The 18412-nt window shown below is 39.1% G+C and carries 17 protein-coding genes; 7 read left to right on the forward strand and 10 right to left on the reverse strand.

Annotation, left to right across the window (positions count from 1 at the left end):
- Positions 1 to 61: 61 nt before the first annotated feature.
- Entirely contained in the window at positions 62 to 1219 is a 1158-nt protein-coding gene (gene mutY / locus A9Q68_RS06575; protein ID WP_071793893.1) for an A/G-specific adenine glycosylase, read from the forward strand.
- A 534-nt stretch (positions 1220 to 1753) separates the two neighbouring features.
- Here mutY and trxA read toward each other — a convergent pair.
- From trxA to A9Q68_RS06595, 4 genes are all read right to left on the reverse strand, one after another.
- Complete coding sequence (gene trxA / locus A9Q68_RS06580; RefSeq protein ID WP_071793894.1) at positions 1754 to 2068, reverse strand: thioredoxin; 315 nt, start codon at positions 2066 to 2068, stop codon at positions 1754 to 1756.
- A 108-nt stretch (positions 2069 to 2176) separates the two neighbouring features.
- A complete protein-coding gene (locus tag A9Q68_RS06585) occupies positions 2177 to 4510 on the reverse strand; it encodes an endonuclease MutS2 (protein WP_071793895.1) in 2334 nt (777 codons plus the stop codon).
- 69 nt (positions 4511 to 4579) lie between these two features.
- Complete coding sequence (locus A9Q68_RS06590) at positions 4580 to 5125, reverse strand: CvpA family protein (protein ID WP_071793896.1); 546 nt, start codon at positions 5123 to 5125, stop codon at positions 4580 to 4582.
- A 2-nt stretch (positions 5126 to 5127) separates the two neighbouring features.
- Positions 5128 to 5436 (reverse strand): hypothetical protein, encoded by a 309-nt coding sequence (locus tag A9Q68_RS06595; RefSeq protein ID WP_071793897.1) that lies wholly within the window; start codon positions 5434 to 5436, stop codon positions 5128 to 5130.
- Between the two features lie 117 nt (positions 5437 to 5553).
- On the opposite strand from A9Q68_RS06595, the gene rnhC reads away from it, so the two are divergent.
- The 4 genes from rnhC to A9Q68_RS06615 all read left to right on the forward strand — a co-directional run bounded on the left by rnhC (position 5554) and on the right by A9Q68_RS06615 (position 10164).
- Positions 5554 to 6456, forward strand: coding sequence for a ribonuclease HIII (rnhC, locus tag A9Q68_RS06600; protein ID WP_071793898.1), 903 nt, complete (start codon positions 5554 to 5556; stop codon positions 6454 to 6456).
- Between the two features lie 11 nt (positions 6457 to 6467).
- Positions 6468 to 7061 carry a signal peptidase I gene (gene lepB / locus A9Q68_RS06605; RefSeq protein WP_071793899.1) on the forward strand — a complete coding sequence of 198 codons (594 nt, stop codon included), beginning with the start codon at positions 6468 to 6470 and terminating at the stop codon, positions 7059 to 7061.
- A 53-nt stretch (positions 7062 to 7114) separates the two neighbouring features.
- A complete protein-coding gene (gene recD2, locus A9Q68_RS06610) occupies positions 7115 to 9607 on the forward strand; it encodes an SF1B family DNA helicase RecD2 (RefSeq protein ID WP_071793900.1) in 2493 nt (830 codons plus the stop codon).
- A gap of 71 nt (positions 9608 to 9678) precedes the next feature.
- Entirely contained in the window at positions 9679 to 10164 is a 486-nt protein-coding gene (locus tag A9Q68_RS06615; protein ID WP_071793901.1) for a hypothetical protein, read from the forward strand.
- Positions 10165 to 10228: 64 nt separating this feature from the next.
- Here A9Q68_RS06615 and dinB read toward each other — a convergent pair whose 3' ends face one another.
- Complete coding sequence (gene dinB / locus A9Q68_RS06620; RefSeq protein WP_071793902.1) at positions 10229 to 11323, reverse strand: DNA polymerase IV; 1095 nt, start codon at positions 11321 to 11323, stop codon at positions 10229 to 10231.
- Positions 11324 to 11531: 208 nt separating this feature from the next.
- Here dinB and pflB point away from each other — a divergent pair, with 208 nt between their 5' ends.
- Both pflB and A9Q68_RS06630 read left to right on the forward strand, forming a co-directional pair.
- The gene (pflB, locus tag A9Q68_RS06625) at positions 11532 to 13859 is read left to right on the forward strand and encodes a formate C-acetyltransferase (protein ID WP_071793903.1); all 2328 of its coding nucleotides are present in this window, start codon (positions 11532 to 11534) and stop codon (positions 13857 to 13859) included.
- Positions 13860 to 13917: 58 nt separating this feature from the next.
- Positions 13918 to 14355 (forward strand): GNAT family N-acetyltransferase, encoded by a 438-nt coding sequence (locus A9Q68_RS06630; RefSeq protein ID WP_071793904.1) that lies wholly within the window; start codon positions 13918 to 13920, stop codon positions 14353 to 14355.
- 51 nt (positions 14356 to 14406) lie between these two features.
- Here A9Q68_RS06630 and A9Q68_RS06635 read toward each other — a convergent pair whose 3' ends face one another.
- From A9Q68_RS06635 to gla, 5 genes are all read right to left on the reverse strand, one after another.
- Complete coding sequence (locus A9Q68_RS06635) at positions 14407 to 14667, reverse strand: IS3 family transposase (protein ID WP_071793905.1); 261 nt, start codon at positions 14665 to 14667, stop codon at positions 14407 to 14409.
- The gene (locus tag A9Q68_RS06640; RefSeq protein ID WP_240494211.1) at positions 14658 to 15002 is read right to left on the reverse strand and encodes a hypothetical protein; all 345 of its coding nucleotides are present in this window, start codon (positions 15000 to 15002) and stop codon (positions 14658 to 14660) included. The genes A9Q68_RS06635 and A9Q68_RS06640 overlap by 10 nt, the downstream gene beginning before the upstream one ends.
- Positions 15003 to 15709: 707 nt before the next feature.
- Positions 15710 to 16642, reverse strand: coding sequence for a serine hydrolase domain-containing protein (locus A9Q68_RS06645; RefSeq protein WP_071793906.1), 933 nt, complete (start codon positions 16640 to 16642; stop codon positions 15710 to 15712).
- Entirely contained in the window at positions 16639 to 17391 is a 753-nt protein-coding gene (locus A9Q68_RS06650) for a CppA family protein (protein ID WP_071793907.1), read from the reverse strand. The genes A9Q68_RS06645 and A9Q68_RS06650 overlap by 4 nt, the downstream gene beginning before the upstream one ends.
- A 168-nt stretch (positions 17392 to 17559) precedes the next feature.
- Positions 17560 to 18408 (reverse strand): aquaglyceroporin Gla, encoded by an 849-nt coding sequence (gene gla / locus A9Q68_RS06655; protein ID WP_071793908.1) that lies wholly within the window; start codon positions 18406 to 18408, stop codon positions 17560 to 17562.
- Positions 18409 to 18412: the final 4 nt, after the last annotated feature.

Consider the following 18412-nt stretch of genomic DNA (forward strand, 5'->3'; position numbering starts at 1 on the left):
AATTTTTTCCTAGACGTTTCATCTTTTTTAAAAAGTCCAAAAACTTTGATACAATAAGACCATGTTAAATTTAAAAGATTATGGCATTGAGATGTGGCCAAGTGACAAAATCGCTGATTTTCGTCGGACACTCCTATCCTGGTATGACCAAGAAAAACGCGATCTGCCTTGGCGCCGAACAAAGAACCCCTACTTCATCTGGGTTTCCGAAATCATGCTTCAGCAAACTCAAGTCCAGACCGTTATCCCTTATTATGAGCGTTTCCTCAAGCTTTTTCCGACTGTTGGGGAATTGGCAGTTGCTGACGAAGAGCCTTTGCTCAAAGCGTGGGAGGGATTAGGCTACTACTCCCGTGTACGAAATATGCAGAAGGCTGCGCAACAAATCATGGAAGATTATGATGGGAAATTCCCATCAGACTATGAAGACATCGCCAAATTAAAGGGTATCGGCCCTTACACTGCAGGCGCAATTGCTAGTATAGCCTTTAATTTACCGCAACCAGCCGTTGATGGCAATGTCATGCGGGTCATGGCTAGACTTTTTGAAGTAGACTATGATATCGGCGACCCCAAAAATCGCAAGATTTTTCAGGCTATCATGGAAGCCTTAATTGACCCTTCCCGTCCTGGTGACTTCAACCAAGCCCTTATGGATTTGGGCACCGATATCGAGTCAGCTAAGAATCCCAAACCCGATCAATCGCCAATTCGCTTTTTCTGCGCAGCCTATTTCCATGGGACCTATGACAAATACCCCATCAAAGAGCCTAAGAAAAAACCGCGTCCAATCGAAATACAGGCTTTAATTGTGACCAATGACGTTGGTCAGTATTTGATTGAGAAAAATAATCAAGGTCGTCTTTTAGGGGGGTTCTGGTCATTTCCAATCATGGAGACCAACTTAGTCAGCCAGCAACTGGACCTTTTTGACAACAGAGACGATGAGGTCATGGAGCAGGTCTCAAAAAAAGCTGCTTTTGAGGCAGATTATGACCTTGAGGTTAAATGGTCACAGACCCAATTTCCTTTGGTCAAACACACCTTTAGCCACCAGAAATGGACCATTTCCATAGCAGAGGGCCAACTTCTTTCAAAAGGAGAAAGCCAGGGACGCCAATTGGCCTGGGTTAGCTTAGAAGAAATGTCCGACTACCCAATGGCCACCCCACAGAAAAAAATGTTGGAAACTTACATGAAAGAAAAGGCTTTGTTATAGCTAGCAAATTCACTTTTAAACATTAGCAAAACTTTTTAAATAATCAATTATTTTAAACAAAGAAAACTATCTTTACCTAAACGAATCTTCTTATTTTTGAATATTTTTCATCAAAATATACTGTGTTACCGATATGAATTTATCTCACGATCAACAGTGATCTTTCATTTGTAAATAAAGTAGTTTATTATCACCGCCCAACTAAACAGATAATACAATCAAATCATTTTCAATATTGTTGAATAGCAGAGAATGCGAGTGAAACGAGCCAAAACGATAATTTACCCCGTAGCAAAAACACCAGAAACTGATAGTTTCTGGTGTTCGGAAATCTTAAGAGAGAAATTATCCGGTGGATGATTTCTGCCAGAGCAAAAAAATTATTAAGCGAAGGGGCTTAAGATTTTGTATGGAATTCCAAAGGAATTCGCTAGCGTCCGAGCTACCTAATTAAAATATCAAAATATTAATTAGATTTTTAATAATTTTTTTGAATGACATAAGAAAAAAGCTCCTCGAAGGGAGCTTCTTTTCTTATGCTAATTCAGCAATGATAGCTTTGATTTGGTCTTTGGTGTGAACACCAGCCACTTGTTTAACAACTTGTCCGTCTTTTTTGAAAAGAAGAGTTGGAATTGACATGATACCAAATTCACGCGCAGTGTTTGGATTTTCATCAACGTCCATTTTAAGAATTTTTAATTCATCTTCATCCATTTCTTGAGAAAGTTGTTCTAAGATTGGTGCTTGCATTAAACATGGACCACACCAAGTTGCCCAAAAGTCTACAAGGACTAATCCTTCTTTAGTTTTTTCAGCAAAAGTTGCATCTGTAACGATTTGTGTCATAATTTTTTCTCCGTTTCTTTCTAAATCATAAGTTTATTTTAGGGCAAATGTTTGGATAAAGCAAACATCTGCTACGGAAAAAGATAAACCCCTAAAGGTATCTGTTGTCTAACCTAAATTGGCTATGGTACAGCCAGATCCTCCAGCATTTTGAGGAGCATAGCCAAAACTCTTGACATGCTTGTTGCGACGTAAATATTTGGTAACGGCTTCACGGATAACACCTGTACCGATACCATGAATAATATCAACTTGACTCATATTGTTGACTAAGGCCTGGTCAATGAAGGCATCCAATTCCTGCATAGCTTCTTCATAGCGCTTGCCACGCAAATCAAGTCTGGCACGTGGACCAGCACTTGAAGAGCGTTTTACCACACTCATGGTTTGTTTCTTAGGTTTTGCTTCTTCTTCTTTGACTTTAACCAATTGGAATTCGTCTTCTTGCAAGGTCATTTTGATCAGGCCAACTTGAGCTTCCCACTTATTGCCCTTAACTTGGTTGACTAAGGTTCCTCTTTGGCCGTAGGCAGTTACGATGATATCATCGCCAACTTGTGGCGCCCGTAATTTCTTAGCTTTTTTAAGGACTTTATTTTTAGATAAATCTGCTGCTGGAACCAATTTCTTCAACTGGCTCTTAGCTTCAATGATTTCATGAGGCTTAATGGCTGCCTTGTCATGCAGTTTGGCTAGGATTGATTCGCTTTCCGCAAGAGCAAAATCAATAATTTCTTGGGCTTCTTGACTGGCTTTAGCAATTTCCTTGTCCTTGGCCATGCTAAATTCATTGTAAAGTTTTTTGACAGCACGGTTGAATTTAAGATTTTCTTGCTCAACTTCTTTGATGTGATCAAGGCGACGCCGACTTTGAAGCGTCTGTCTTTCAAGCTCTTCTATAATCCGATTGACGTCACTGTCGCCACCTGTCATCTGCTCGGCTTCATTCACAATCGTATCAGACAAACCAAGACGACGGGCAATTTCAAAGGCATTTGAGCGCCCAGGCACACCTTGCATGAAGCGGTAGGTCGGTTTCAGGCTCTGACTGTCGAACTCCATGCTGGCATTTTCCACAAACTCGGTCTCAATTCCGTAGGCCTTGAGCTCAGGATAGTGGGTGGTTGCCATAGTTTTGATTGCAGTCAGGCGCAGTTGCTCCAAAATAGCCATGGCTAGGCTGGCACCCTCTTGAGGGTCGGTACCGGCACCCAACTCGTCAAAGAGGACTAAACTGTCTTGATCGGCCTGATCCAAGATTTCCACGATGTGGGTCATATGACTTGAGAAGGTTGATAGGCTCTGCTCGATCGATTGCTCATCACCGATATCTGCAAAAATATGATTGAACACGGCAATGGTTGATCCTGGATCAGCTAAGATTGGTAGGCCTGATTGTCCCATGATTTGGGCTAATCCCAAGGTTTTCAACATGATTGTTTTCCCACCCGTGTTAGGACCAGTTATGACAATAACCGTTAACTGGCGCGCAAAATGCAAGTCGTTGGCCACCGGGTCCTTGATAAGCGGATGTCGAACATTCAATAATTTAAGCGATTTATCGGAAGAAATTTTCGGTAGACTAGCCTGATGGTCAATCATGTATTGGTATTTGGCTTTGACAAAGTCCAAATGCCCAATCAACCAAGCATTGTTAGCCATAGCCCGACTATGGGGGCGTAACATATCTGATAGGGCTCTAAGAATGCGGCTGATTTCATGTCGTTCGTCAGCCTGTAATTGAGTGATTTCTTCATTTAGTTGAACCAAGGCTCTTGGTTCAATATAGACGGTATTCCCAGATGCCGAAATATCATGGACTACCCCTGCCACTTTATTCCGATAAGTATTTTTGACGGGTAGGACACTGCGGCCATTCCGGCTAGCAATTAAGGACTCTGACAGATAGTCACTTTGTTTTTTTAGGATATCTTGTAAGAGCTGTCTCACTTGATTTTCGCTATCCGTCATTTTGTGGCGAATTTTTTCTAATTCTGGGCTAGCGAAGCTCTCGACAAATCCGCCATCATTGATAGCTTGCAAGGAACCTTGGAGCTGGGGAAAAGTTTCTATTTTTTCAAATAGACGCTTTAAAACAAATAATTCAATATTTTCCAAGTTTTGATAGAAACGACTGACTTCAGCAGAAATCATTAAAAGTCTCTTGATATCAAGCAGTTCTTGAATACTGAGGTCGGCTTCTAATTCTAAGCGGCGAATGCTCTCTGTCAAATCGTTTAAGCCACCAATACTGAAGTGGTGATTTTCAACAAAGATGGCAGCCATTTCATCAATTTCACTGAAATAGTCCTGAATTTTCTCTTTTTGTTGACTGGGTTCTAATTGTTGCAACTCTATTTTGGCTTGTGCCGTTTGCAAGTATGGCTGGAATTGTTCCTTGACTTTGGCAAACTCGAGCTGCTCTAAAATTCTATTATTCATGTTTATTATTATACCTCAAATAGATGTTTCTGGTTCTATGAAAAAAGACCAGAAATGCACCTTCTGATCTTAAATAACTTGGTCAATCCACAGATAGTGAATCAAGGATGTCATTGGTGGGCAGTGGGCTACCAGTACATTAACTAGAAAATGATGAGATAGTTGTTCCTGAACTGCTGGCATTGGTATAGTTGCTAGAACCGAAAAAATCATGGAAAAGACCATCATTCCTACAAAAACAGCTAAGACACCACTAATGATTTGATATTTGATATCTGTAAAATAGTCGGTAGGAAAGAAATGAACAAATACCCCAATCAAGCGAACAATACCGTAGACCAATAAAAAAATAGCAATAAAAGCAATACCGGCATAATAGACCTTACCTAACTCAAAAACGTTGACGTCTTTGAAGAAAGCCATTTTAGTGCCTTCAATGGGATTAGAGTAGGGTACCCAAAGGGCGATTTTTTGAGCCAAGCTTTGGTAGTGATTTTTGGCTACAAAAAGCGAAACTAGCGCACCAATAAAATAAAAGGACTGTAAAAGAATACCTCTACTATAGCCAATATAAAAGAGCCAGAGTAGAATCAGAAAAATGAGTAAGGAAACCATAATTATTCCTCATTCATTCCAGCAAGATTAGCCTTTTCTTGAATACCAACTACTGTTTTCTGACGTAATTCACTGATTTCTTTTTCTAATTTTTCTACTTCGATTTCACGACTTAATTGTGTTGATAATGAATTGATTGCCATCAAAATAGCGACTGTTTCATTATCAGCCTCTGGTAATCGCGCCTTTATGGCATTATATTTTTCTCTTGCTACATGCTCAACTTCTTCCATAAAGAGATTATCTTTGTCAGTTGTTAAGGTTAAATTTTTTTCACCAAAGGTAAATTTAAAACGATTATTACTTTTCATAGGTACACCTCTTTTTAGCATTATACCGCATTTTCAGCCATTCGTAAAATAACAACATTTGAAAGAAAGTAGTATTTGATTTCGCATTGACCTCTTTTTTATGATAAAATATTTGCTATGGAAACTATTGTTGTAAAACTGCAAAATAAAGACATTAATAAGGTCACTCAGCAGTTAAAAGCCTATCAAATCAGCAATCCTAGTCAGTATGTTACCCTAGCTGCTAAGTATAAGTCAGTCACCTGCCTGTTATACAGTTCTGGAAAACTTGTCTTACAAGGAAATCAGGCTCAAGAGGTGGCTCAAGAGCTTGGTCTGAAAATAGACCTACCAAGTCAGGAAATGACTTCTAAAAACCAAAATCTGCCTCTTATCGGTACTGATGAGGTTGGTAATGGTTCTTACTTTGGCGGTCTTGCTATTGTCGCATCATTTGTCCAGCCAAAAGACCATGCTTTTTTAAAAGAATTGGGTGTTGATGATTCCAAAACGCTTAATGATGCTAAAATAAGGTTGATAGCTCCAATCTTAATGGAAAAAATAAAGCATAAAGCCTTGTTACTATCACCTCAAAAATACAATCAAATGGTTGGTCCTGATAAGCCTTATAACGCAGTTTCGGTAAAAGTTGCCCTTCATAATCAGGCTATTTTCCTCTTATTAAAAGAGGGCGTGAAAGCTGAAAAAATTATTATCGATGCCTTTACGACTTCTGGAAATTATCAAAAGCACTTAAAAAAGGAAAAGAATCATTTTCAAAATCCAGTGACTTTGATTGAAAAAGCCGAAGGACAATTCTTGGCGGTTGCTGTTTCTTCCATCATTGCTCGCAATCTCTTCTTAGAAAATCTCGATCTACTCAGTCAAGAATTAGGTTACAAATTGCCTAGTGGGGCAGGTCAGGCTTCTGATAAGGTTGCTAGTCAATTACTAAAAGCCTATGGCATGAAGGCTTTAGAATATAGTGCCAAATTACATTTCGCAAACACTCAAAAAGCAATCGCTTTGAGTCATAAATAAAAAGGAGTATTATGAAAAACCTAATCAAAGAATGGGGTCTCTTCACCCTCTTCATCTTAGTCTTTGGCATCTCACGTTTATTCTTTTGGCAACCCGTTAGAGTTGATGGCCATTCAATGGATCCAACTCTTGCCCACAATGAACGCCTTATTGTCTTAAATCATACCAAGATTGATCGTTTTGATATGATTGTCGCAAAAGAAGAAGAAAATGGTCAGGTAAAAGAAATCGTTAAACGTGTCATTGGTTTGCCTGGTGATACTATTTCATACAAAAACGATACTCTTTACGTTAACGGTAAAAAGAAAAAGGAACCTTACTTGAAAGAATACTTAGCTGCTTTTAAAGAGGATAAACTCAACAAAACCTATTCTTACAACCCCCTCTTTCAAGAGCTAGCAAAAAATGCTAATGCCTTTACTATTGATAGTTCAGGTCAAACAGAATTTACAGTCAAGATCCCTCAAGGCCAATACTTCTTATTAGGAGATGACCGTATTGTCTCTCGCGACAGTCGTGAAGTCGGAACTTTCAAAAAAGAAGCTTTTATCGGAGAAGTGAAATTCCGTTATTGGCCATTAAATCAAGTTAATTTATTCAACTAAAAATATCCTGCCCCTGGCAGGTTTTCTATTATCTGCTTTAGAAAGGCTCCCACATGGAATATTTTTTCTCAGGAACCATTGATCGGATTATTTTCGAAAATGCCAGCAACTTTTTTAAAATCCTTTTGCTTGAAGTCGAAGATACTGACAGTGATTTTGATGACTTTGAAATCATTGTGACCGGTACTATGGCTGATGTCATGGAGGGGGAGGATTACACCTTCTGGGGCCAACTGACCCAACACCCCAAATACGGTCAACAGTTGAAATTGAGTCGCTACCAAAAAGCTAAACCCACTAAATCCGGCCTGGTTAAATACTTTGCAAGTGATCACTTTAAAGGAATTGGTAAAAAAACAGCCGAGAAAATTGTTAGCCTTTATGGTGACAATACCATCGACAAAATCCTTGACGACCCTAGCCAGTTAGAAACGATTACTGGCCTCTCAAAATCTAATCGTGAAGCCTTTGTTAACACCTTAAAACTCAACTATGGTACCGAACTGATTATCGCCGGCCTTGTCGAACTGGGTATCTCCAACCACTTTGCCTTCCAGATTTACGACGCTTATAAAGAAGAAGCTCTCGAGAGGGTCAAAAGTAATCCTTATCAATTGGTGGAAGATATCCAGGGAATAGGTTTCAAACTGGCTGACAATCTGGCAGCAGAAATCGGGATTGAAAGTGACGCTCCGGAACGTTACCGGGCAGCACTATTGCATAGTCTCCTGCAAGAATCCATTAGCCAAGGGGATACCTATATAGAAGCTCGTGATTTATTAGAAGCTGCTATTACTCTCTTAGAAGAAGCCCGACAAATCGAATGCGACCCAGCCGATGTTGCTAGGGAATTAACTCAGTTAATTGACGACCAAAAAGTCTATAATGTTGATACCAAAATCTTCGATAGTAGTCTTTATCAAGCTGAGGGAGGTATCCAAAAAAATCTTGACCGTATACTCGATATGCCTCTAGAAGAGAGCATAGAGGAGAGCCAGATTAGCCAAAGCATTGAGCAAATTGAAGAAGATTTAAATATCCAGTACGACCAAGTCCAAAAGGAAGCTATTCGGAAAGCATTACAAAGTAAGGTCTTTATTTTAACGGGTGGACCTGGTACCGGAAAAACAACTGTTATCAAAGGAATCTTACAGGCTTATGCTAGCCTTCATGATATCGACCTTTACAAAAAAGACCTACCCATCATCCTAGCTGCCCCAACAGGTCGGGCGGCACGCCGCATGAATGAATTGACTGGCCTTCCTAGTGCTACCATTCACCGTCATTTAGGTCTAAATGGAGATAATGATTATCAAGCAATTGAGGACTACTTAGACTGCGACCTGATCATTATCGATGAATTCTCCATGGTCGATACTTGGTTGGCCAATCAATTGCTTTCATCGATTTCTTCTAGAACCCAAGTCATTATTGTGGGAGATAGCGACCAATTGCCTTCAGTCGGCCCAGGTCAAGTCCTTGCCGACTTGCTCAAAGTCCCTCAAGTCCCACAAATTGCGCTTCGCAAAATTTTCCGCCAATCACAAGATTCTACCATAGTGGACCTAGCCAATCAGATGCGCCAGGGCTACTTGCCGGCTGACTTTAAGGAGAAAAAGGCTGACCGTTCCTACTTCGATGCTTTACCACAACATATTCCGACCATGGTGACCAAGATTGTGGCAGCAGCTATTAAAAGCGGCATTGATCAGGATGAGATTCAAATTTTAGCACCAATGTATAAGGGGCAGGCTGGGATTAATAACCTCAACCAACTGATGCAAGAACTGCTCAACCCTTTAGATGGGAAGACGGAATTTTTCTTTAATGATACGCATTTTCGGATTGGGGATAAAATTCTACATCTGGTTAATGATGCGCAATTGAATGTCTTCAATGGGGATATTGGCTACATTACAGACCTGATACCGGCAAAATACACGGAGTCCAAACAAGATGAAATCGTCATGTCTTTTGAGGGCAGCGAAGTAAGCTACCCCCGTAATGAATGGCTCAAGATAACCTTGGCTTACGCCATGAGTATTCACAAATCGCAGGGCAGTGAATTCCAGGTTGTTATTCTCCCCATTACCCGCCAGTCGGGTCGTCTCCTTCAACGCAATCTCATTTATACGGCGGTGACCCGCTCTAAGAGTAAGTTGATTATGCTAGGGGAATACAGCGCCTTTGATTATGCCATCAAAAATGAGGGTGATAAACGACAAACCTATTTGGTGCAGCGCTTTGGGTTAACAAGTGAAAGTGAAGTAGACACTCTTTCTGCTGAAAAATCGGTGGACAGCTCGGCCATTCTCCCCGAAAAGGAAAAAGAGACAAAGAGGTCGGTCAAGCCAAGTGAGCAAGCTCCAAGTAAAAGAGCTGATGCCAGCGAAAAAGAGGGACTTCCACAAGGCGAAAATGAAAAAGTTGATATTGAACAGGTTCCTGAAGCTGGTTTTCGTTTGACTAGTGAGAATTTACTGACTATCGACCCGATGATTGGCCTAACAGAGGAAGATATTCTCATTTTTTTTCAAAAAAACTAAATAAACCTATCATTTTCTAGTAGATGTGTGTTATAATTGTATTATTAAAAACATACAAAGCGAGGTTGCTTATGATTTCATATGAAAAAGTGCGTCAATCACTTAAAACATCAAATATTGTCATTATTGTCCTTAATAGTCTTTTGACTATTGTATCAGCTTTTGGACTTGTTTCTTTATTATTAATTGTCAATAATAAAGAAGTGATGGACCAACTAGGATCTGAACAAAGGGCTGTCATGCAAGAAGCTGTGACGCCATTCTCGCTTTTTATTTCTACTGTTGGTCTTGCCTTGATGATTGCTATCATCGTCTTAACAGTTATGAACCAATCAAAAATCAAAAAAGCGCTGGAAGTTTCATATATGCCTTACTACTTAGGTTTTGCCTTGTCACTTCTTAATATTATCTCAACATTGTTAACGACACCTTCAATTATTGGTGCTATTATTCAATTACTTTTATTAACTTTATACTTTTTCGCTTATCAAAAAGCTAGAACTTTAAACAATAAAGACCAAGATTTAGAACAAGAAGACGATCAAACAATTGAATAGTTTGCTTCTTTATTAAGGTAAGGATTTTAACACAAAAAGGCATGAGTCAGTCGACTCATGCCTTTTAAAAATCTAAACGAATCTCACTTTGTTTTTCTTCTAATTGTGTTACAGTTACACCTAAAAGCCGTATTCCTAAAACAGATTCCTCAATACTATCATAAATTGTATTAGCCGTTTGGCTAATAATCTCAAAATCATTGGTTGCTTCATCTAACCCAATTCGTTTGGTAAGAGTAGAAAAATCTGAGTAACGGACTTTGAGGACAACAATCTTACCTTTTTTCTTGTTTTTCAGAAGAGTATCTGAAACCCGTTGAGCATTTTTGGCAATTTCCGCTTTAACATCCGCATCATTATATAATAGTTTACTATAGGTTCTTTCGCTGCCGATGGACTTGCGAATACGATTGGGTTTGACCGGTGAATGACTGATTCCTCGAGCCTTTCGATAAAGATCAAAGCCAAAGCGGCCAAAGTGATCAATTAGGGTCATTTCAGGTAGTTCTAATAAGTCTTTTCCTGTATAGACTCCCATTTCATGGAGTTTTGCAACTGACTTGATGCCGACACCATGGAATTTTTCAATGGGCATTTTTTCTAAAAAGGCCTGAGCATCTTCAGGTAAAATAAGGGTTAAACCATGAGGTTTCTCATGGTCACTAGCTAATTTTGCTAGGAACTTATTATAGGAGACACCTGCTGAACAGGTCAAATGTAATTCCTTCCAGATATCGTACTGAATCAGCTTGGCTATTTTCACAGCCGAAGTCAAGCCTAATTTATTTTCGGTAACGTCTAGGTAGGCTTCATCAATGGACATGGGTTCAACCAAATCAGTATAACGCTTGAAAATTTCGCGAATTTCCATCCCGACTTCCCGATAGACCTCATAACGACCTGAGATAAAAACGGCTTGAGGACAACGGTCATAGGCCTCTTTGGAGCTCATGGCTGAATGGATTCCAAAAGCCCTTGCTTCATAATTACAGGTTGAAACAACACCCCGTCCTCCTGTTTCTCTAGGATCCTTGGCAATAACAACAGGTTTTCCAACTAATTCCGGATTATCTCTGACTTCGACAGCAGCAAAAAAAGCATCCATATCAATGTGAATAATTTTTCGCGATGTGTCATTTAGTAATGGAAAAATTAGCATAGTTCCCCCCTGAAAACATTATACCTTTAAGCTTTTGGAAAGCCAAGCAAATATGTATAATACAGTTTGTTACTGTTTTATCAAACTGTATTATAAAAGAAAAAGTATTTTGTCAAGAAATTTGCTTGGGAAACCGTTTCCTTTATGTTAAACTGAAGTTGTTAATGTAACAGATAGCTTTGTTACTAGAATTATTAAGGAGATATTTATGGCAACTGTAAAAACTAACACAGATGTTTTCGAAAAAGCTTGGGAAGGCTTTAAAGGAACTGATTGGAAAGAAAAAGCAAGTGTTTCTCGTTTCGTACAAGCAAACTACACACCTTATGATGGTGATGAATCATTCCTTGCTGGTGCAACTGAACGTTCGTTGAAAATCAAAAAAATCATTGAAGAAACTAAAGCTAAGTATGAAGCTACACGTTTCCCATTTGATACTCGTCCTTCTTCAATCGCTGGTATCCCTGCAGGATTCATCGATAAAGAAAACGAACTTATCTATGGTATTCAAAATGATGAATTGTTCAAATTGAACTTCATGCCAAAAGGTGGTATCCGTATGGCGGAAACTACTCTTAAAGAAAATGGTTATGAACCAGACCCAGCAGTACATGAAATCTTCACAAAATATGTTACTACTGTTAATGATGGTATCTTCCGTGCTTACACTTCAAACATACGTCGTGCTCGTCATGCGCATACAGTAACTGGTCTTCCAGATGCTTATTCACGTGGACGTATCATCGGTGTTTACGCACGTCTTGCACTTTACGGTGCAGACTACTTAATGCAAGAAAAAGTTAATGACTGGAATGCATTAAACGATATCGACGAAGAAACAATCCGTCTTCGTGAAGAAATCAACTTACAATACCAAGCACTTGGTGAAGTCGCTAAACTTGGTGATCTTTATGGAGTTGACGTTCGTCGTCCTGCTGAAAACGTTAAAGAAGCTATCCAATGGGTAAACATTGCATTCATGGCTGTATGTCGCGTTATCAATGGTGCTGCAACTTCTCTTGGACGTGTGCCAATCGTTCTTGACATCTTCGCTGAACGTGACCTTGCTCGTGGAACATTCACTGAATCAGAAATTCAAGAATTCGTTGATGACTTCGTTCTTAAATTACGTACTGTTAAATTCGGTCGTACTAAAGCTTACGATGCCCTTTACTCAGGTGACCCAACATTTATCACAACTTCAATGGCTGGTATGGGTAACGATGGTCGTCACCGTGTTACTAAAATGGATTACCGTTTCTTGAACACTCTTGATAACATCGGTAACTCTCCAGAACCAAACTTAACAGTTCTTTGGACTGACCAATTACCATATGCATTCCGTCGCTACTGTATGACAATGAGTCATAAACACTCTTCAATCCAATATGAAGGTGTTACAACAATGGCTAAAGAAGGTTATGGCGAAATGTCATGTATCTCTTGTTGTGTATCACCTCTTGATCCAGAAAACGAAAACCAACGTCATAATATCCAATACTTTGGTGCTCGTGTAAACGTACTTAAAGCTCTTCTTACTGGTCTTAACGGTGGTTACGACGATGTTCACAGAGATTACAAAGTATTTAACGTTGTTGAACCAATTACTTCTGAAATTCTTGAATATGACGAAGTTATGGCTAACTTTGAAAAATCTCTTGACTGGTTGACAGATACATACGTAGATGCTCTTAACATCATCCACTACATGACTGATAAATACAACTATGAAGCAGTTCAAATGGCCTTCTTACCAAGTCACCAACGCGCTAACATGGGATTCGGTATCTGTGGTTTCGCAAATACTGTTGATACATTATCAGCTATCAAATACGCTACAGTTAAAACTATCCGCGATGAAAACGGCTACATCTATGACTACGAAGTTATTGGTGACTTCCCTCGTTACGGTGAAGATGATGACCGAGTAGATGATATCGCTAAATGGTTGATGGAAGCTTACCACACCCGTCTTGCAAGTCATAAACTTTACAAGAACGCTGAAGCTTCTGTATCACTTCTTACAATCACTTCAAACGTTGCCTACTCTAAACAAACTGGTAACTCTCCGGTTCACCGTGGTGTCTTCTTGAACGAAGATGGAACAGTTAACACCAGCGAAGTTGAATTCTTCTCTCCAGGTGCTAACCCATCTAACAAAGCTAAAGGTGGATGGTTACAAAACCTTAACTCACTTGCTAAACTTGAATTCTCACACGCTAACGATGGTATCTCATTGACTACCCAAGTATCACCACGTGCATTAGGTAAAACTTTTGACGAACAAGTTGATAACTTGGTTACAGTTCTTGACGGTTACTTCGAAAACGGTGGACAACACGTTAACTTGAACGTTATGGACCTTAACGATGTTTACGAAAAAATCATGTCTGGTGAAGATGTTATCGTACGTATCTCAGGATACTGTGTAAACACTAAATACCTTACACCTGATCAAAAACAAGAATTGACTCAACGTGTCTTCCACGAAGTTCTTTCTATGGATGACGCTGCTGAAGCGATTTCAGGAAAATAATTTTCTGAAAAAGAACAATGTCTATTGACATTGTTTCTTTTTCGGTTAAAATAGTTTTATGATTATCAAACAGACTCGAAACACCTTATCAAAAACCTATCTTGACGCAGTGAAAATTCGTCAAACAGTATTTGTTAATGAACAAAGAGTACCCGCATCGATAGAGATTGATAAAGATGAAGCCCACTGCCTACATTTCACGGTATACCATGATGAAGGCAAACCATGTGCAACCTGTCGCTTGCTTCCAAGTAAGGATCATGTTACTGTCACCTTACAACGAATGGCCGTTCTCTACGACTTCAGAGGTGATCAAATCGGGCAAACACTATTGACATACGTCATGGATTATGCACAAATTCAGGGATTTGAAAAAATCATCCTCCACTCTCAATTGTCCGCTCGAAACTTTTATGAAAAATTAGGTTTCCATGAAGTTGGAGATATCTTCGAAGAAGCTGGTATCAAACATATTACAATGGAAAAAGCATTATAAGAAAAAAGAGGCCTTTGTCAAGCACCATTTAAAATGGACAGTTAAAAAAAGCTAGTTATTTAGAAGGTATGATTCCCTAAATTCACAAGGAGTCATACCTTTTAGTTTTTCTTGCGGTCTATCAGTGTTATACCAAAGAATATAGTCATCAATTTGATTTGTTGAACTAGCCCTGTCTTCAGGTATATGAAGTTTTAAGGATTCACTTTTGAGATGGGAAAAGAAATTCTCACAACAGGCATTATCACAACAGTTACCTTGACCAGAGTAGGAAATAGTAACTCCTAGTTGATCTAGCTTCTTTAAGTACACTTTGTTAGTATATAGGAACCCCTGATCCCTGATCTGAATGAACGATGCATTCTTTTGTGGACGTGTCTTGCCTTTTCATTTAGTTCACCTTGTCTACAATAATGATATTTCTTTTGAAGAGCCCGTAGTGATTTTAAAATATCATTCTCCATACGAAGATAGGCATTTTGTTCTTCTAGAGTCATTTCCTCTAAATTAATCTTTTTAATTTTAGGTTTTCTACCAGAGCCTCGTAAGTCTAGAGATAGTTCTGTAGTGTATGCTTGATATTTCTTCACCCATGCACTAATCTGATAAGTAGATTTTAGTCCATATTTTTTAACAATTGCAGGCATACCTCCACTTTGTCCACTCAGATAATCTTCAACAACTTGACGTTTAAATTCATATGAATAACGTTGAAACCGACTTCCTTTTTAGCCATAGAAAAAGAACCTCCTTATAAGAACAGTATAACTTTCTTTTTATACTGTCCATTATAAGCGGTTCTTTTCACCTAGGGCTCTTTTTTTATGTCTTAATCAATACTAATGCAATTGCTAAGGGTCTTATCGGTCGACTTACTCACTTCAGAACGATTGATAAAATCCCTGATTCCTGACTTGGAATTGCTAGTTCAAGATCTGTCCCTATTTTTTGCCAATCAATATGACCTTTGTAGACAGGAAGTATCTGAAGCCTGTAAGCCAAAATCTGATAAATTAACTTGAATAGTGACGGTCTCCTCCTCATTTAACCAAATGAAAAGCAGGGCTTCCTGAACGGTTAAGCAACAAAAGTCAAAAAGCTGACCAGACATGTTCAGGATATTAAAAGCACCCCAATGTAAAGCAGTATTTGTCGACTTCAACTGACAAAGTTTTCGGTATTGTTGGAAAACAAAATCTTTATCCGATGCTAAAGTTGCTGACTAATCCATAAGGTAGCGAGAGCCCTCCATCGAGTGATGATGACCTTCCAAGAGATTCTCACCACAATAGAAATCCATGGCATGAACCTCTTCATATTCTAGATTTTCATCGGAGTCTCTAATGACATCTTTTTACTTATTCTTAGCAAATTCTTCTATGATAATGTCCATAAGCTGATCCCGGTCTTTGATCCAGGCTTCTCTTTCATCTTTATCAAAAGTGCGATTGGTTAAAAAGATAACAGCTTCTAGATGCTGATTAAACATAATAAAGGTTCCGGTATAGCCGGTGTGATCGAGGAATCCTTGATTGATGCGCCAAGCTAAAGAACGCTTTTTCTCTTGTTGACTATAATTTTCAAAGAGATTTTTTGCGAAGAGGTCTAGCATGTAATGGCTCAAAAAGATTTCTAAATCTTTAACTGTTGAAAAGAGGCCTGCTGAACCCGCATGGTGACCTAAAACCCTGGCTTTAGGATCATGAACCTGACCACCTGTAATGCCTTTGACGGTCGGTACTGCTCCTGGATGAGGACCAAAATGGGTTTCAGTCATACCAAAGGGTTGAAAAATTTGCTTTTCAAATAACCAATCCAAGGAATCACCAAGCATCTCTTCTAACATAAAACCAAGAAGCAGAAAATTCACATCTGTGTAGTGAAAAGATTTATCTGCTTTAATCTGCAAGTGATTTATAGCTTCCTTAAGTTCTTCTGCACCCAGTTGATTCCGATTGGGGATAAATGGGTCTAAGCCACTTGTATGGGTTAGAAGCTGCCGCACAGTGACCTCAGTCCGTTTGAAAGCAGGATAGTAAAACTGCAAGGACTTATCCAGATCAAGGGCTCCGCTATTAACCAAAAAGATACAAAGCGTCCCAACTCCAACCACCTTGGACACACTGGCCAAATCGTAGGTTAATCCGGCTCGCACGGGCTCTTGCCCATCGATGGTTCCAAAATAATATTCCTGCCATTTTCCCTGCTGAAAAAGGGCCAAACTAGCCCCCGGATAAATACCTGCAGAAATCTGTTCTTGAATAAAATCGGTAATTCTAGACATCATTTCATAAACCAAATTTCGATGAGGCTTGGATCAGATAGAACCAAAACCTTTTCTTTGGCGTCTAAATAAACGGACAAACCTTTTTCTTCCAAGTAGACTTTGAAAGCTGCCAAATCATAATCTTCTGGCACTTTAACTTCCAAAATTTCCAAATCCCAAGCGATATGTGGCTCAATAGCCAAGTCTGGACCTTGCTCTTCAATGAAATCCATTTTTACGGGGAATTGACCTTGGAAAGTATCTTGATAGAATGAACGAGACACTTCTTCATCCAAGACGTTGAGAACAATTGTCTCAAAGCTAAAATCAGCTAAGCCCTTAAAGTCATCCTCTGCCAACAATTCAGGTAGGTCAGTGACTTCCAACTTAGAAATATCATCTTCAGCATGCAATAAAAAGCGGTCCCCTTCAGGTGATAAGGTTTCAAAAGCATAGCCATTTGGGCCAATAAAAAGGGCATCGGTCTCTGCACCGTGCGCCAAGAGTTGTTCAATAGCTTTAGCATCGCTAGTTTTTACAACAATGGTATTGACTTTCTTAGTGCCTTCTACTGCACGTGTCCGTACAGATGGTGATTCCTCAATAACAAAGCGTTCATTTCCTGATCCAAAGGAAGTGAATATCGCAATGGCATTTTCTTCATATACTAATTTAAATCCTAAGTTTTTTTTATAAAAATCAATGTTTAATTGTCGGTTATTCACCCTAAAAACAGGGGTTAAAAAGACCGATTTTTCTAATAAAGACATAGTTTCCTCCTAATCCTCTGTTATTATAAGCGAAATTATATTTTTTGACAAGAATTTATGTGCTTTGTGTCCAAATGACATGTCCTTGACCTTTCATATGAAATAGATTAATAAAAAAAAACACTATTAATGGATTTCCCAATAATAGTGCTCTTTATTCTGTTTTTCTTATTTAATATAAAGGTATTTGAACATTGCTACGGCAAGAATAGCAGCTACAATTGGTCCAAGAACAGGAACCCAAGCATACCACCATTTTGAATCGCCCTTAGCTTGACCAAGGACTGATTTAGGTAAGAAATGATGAACGATACGAGGACCAAGATCACGCGCAGGGTTCAAGCCAGGACCTGTAGGTCCACCTAATGAAGCAACAAGAGTCATCACAAGGAAACCAATTCCTAAATGAGCTACAGCCAAGCTTCCTGATGTGTATGGTGAAACTTGTGTTTCAGCCATTGTTTTATCATAACCAGCTTCAACTAATTTACCAACTAATTCTGAACCGAAGAAGTTTTTAGTTAAGGCAAGTGCACCAAAGAAGAGGACAAATGAACCAACAAACTCGTTAGCAAAACCATTGATTAATGATGCTTTTTGGCTTTCTTTAGTACCATCATCAAGAGCTGATATTGTAGAGAAAGAACCTAAAATTGGATTTGGATTTTCAGTTTTACGGAAGTATGGTCCATAGACACCAACAACAACCAATTGACCAAACATTGCACCAAGCATTTGAGCAATGATATAAGGAACAACGTGAGCCCATGGGAATAAGCCTGAGAAAGCTAAACCTAAGGTAAAGGCTGGGTTAATGTGGTTTCCCGAAACATTACCAAACATCAATGCTGGCATCATAACTCCAAAACCATAACCTAAAGCAATAATAACCCAACCTGAGTTATTTCCTTTAGTTCCTTTTAAGTCAACGTTCGCAACTGCTCCATTACCTAAAATCAAAAGTAAAGCAGTGGCAAGAAATTCTGTGATGTACTTCACAGTCCATGTTACATCCATTTGT

This window comes from Streptococcus bovimastitidis (genome assembly GCF_001885095.1).
Taxonomy (GTDB): Bacteria; Bacillota; Bacilli; order Lactobacillales; family Streptococcaceae; genus Streptococcus; species Streptococcus bovimastitidis.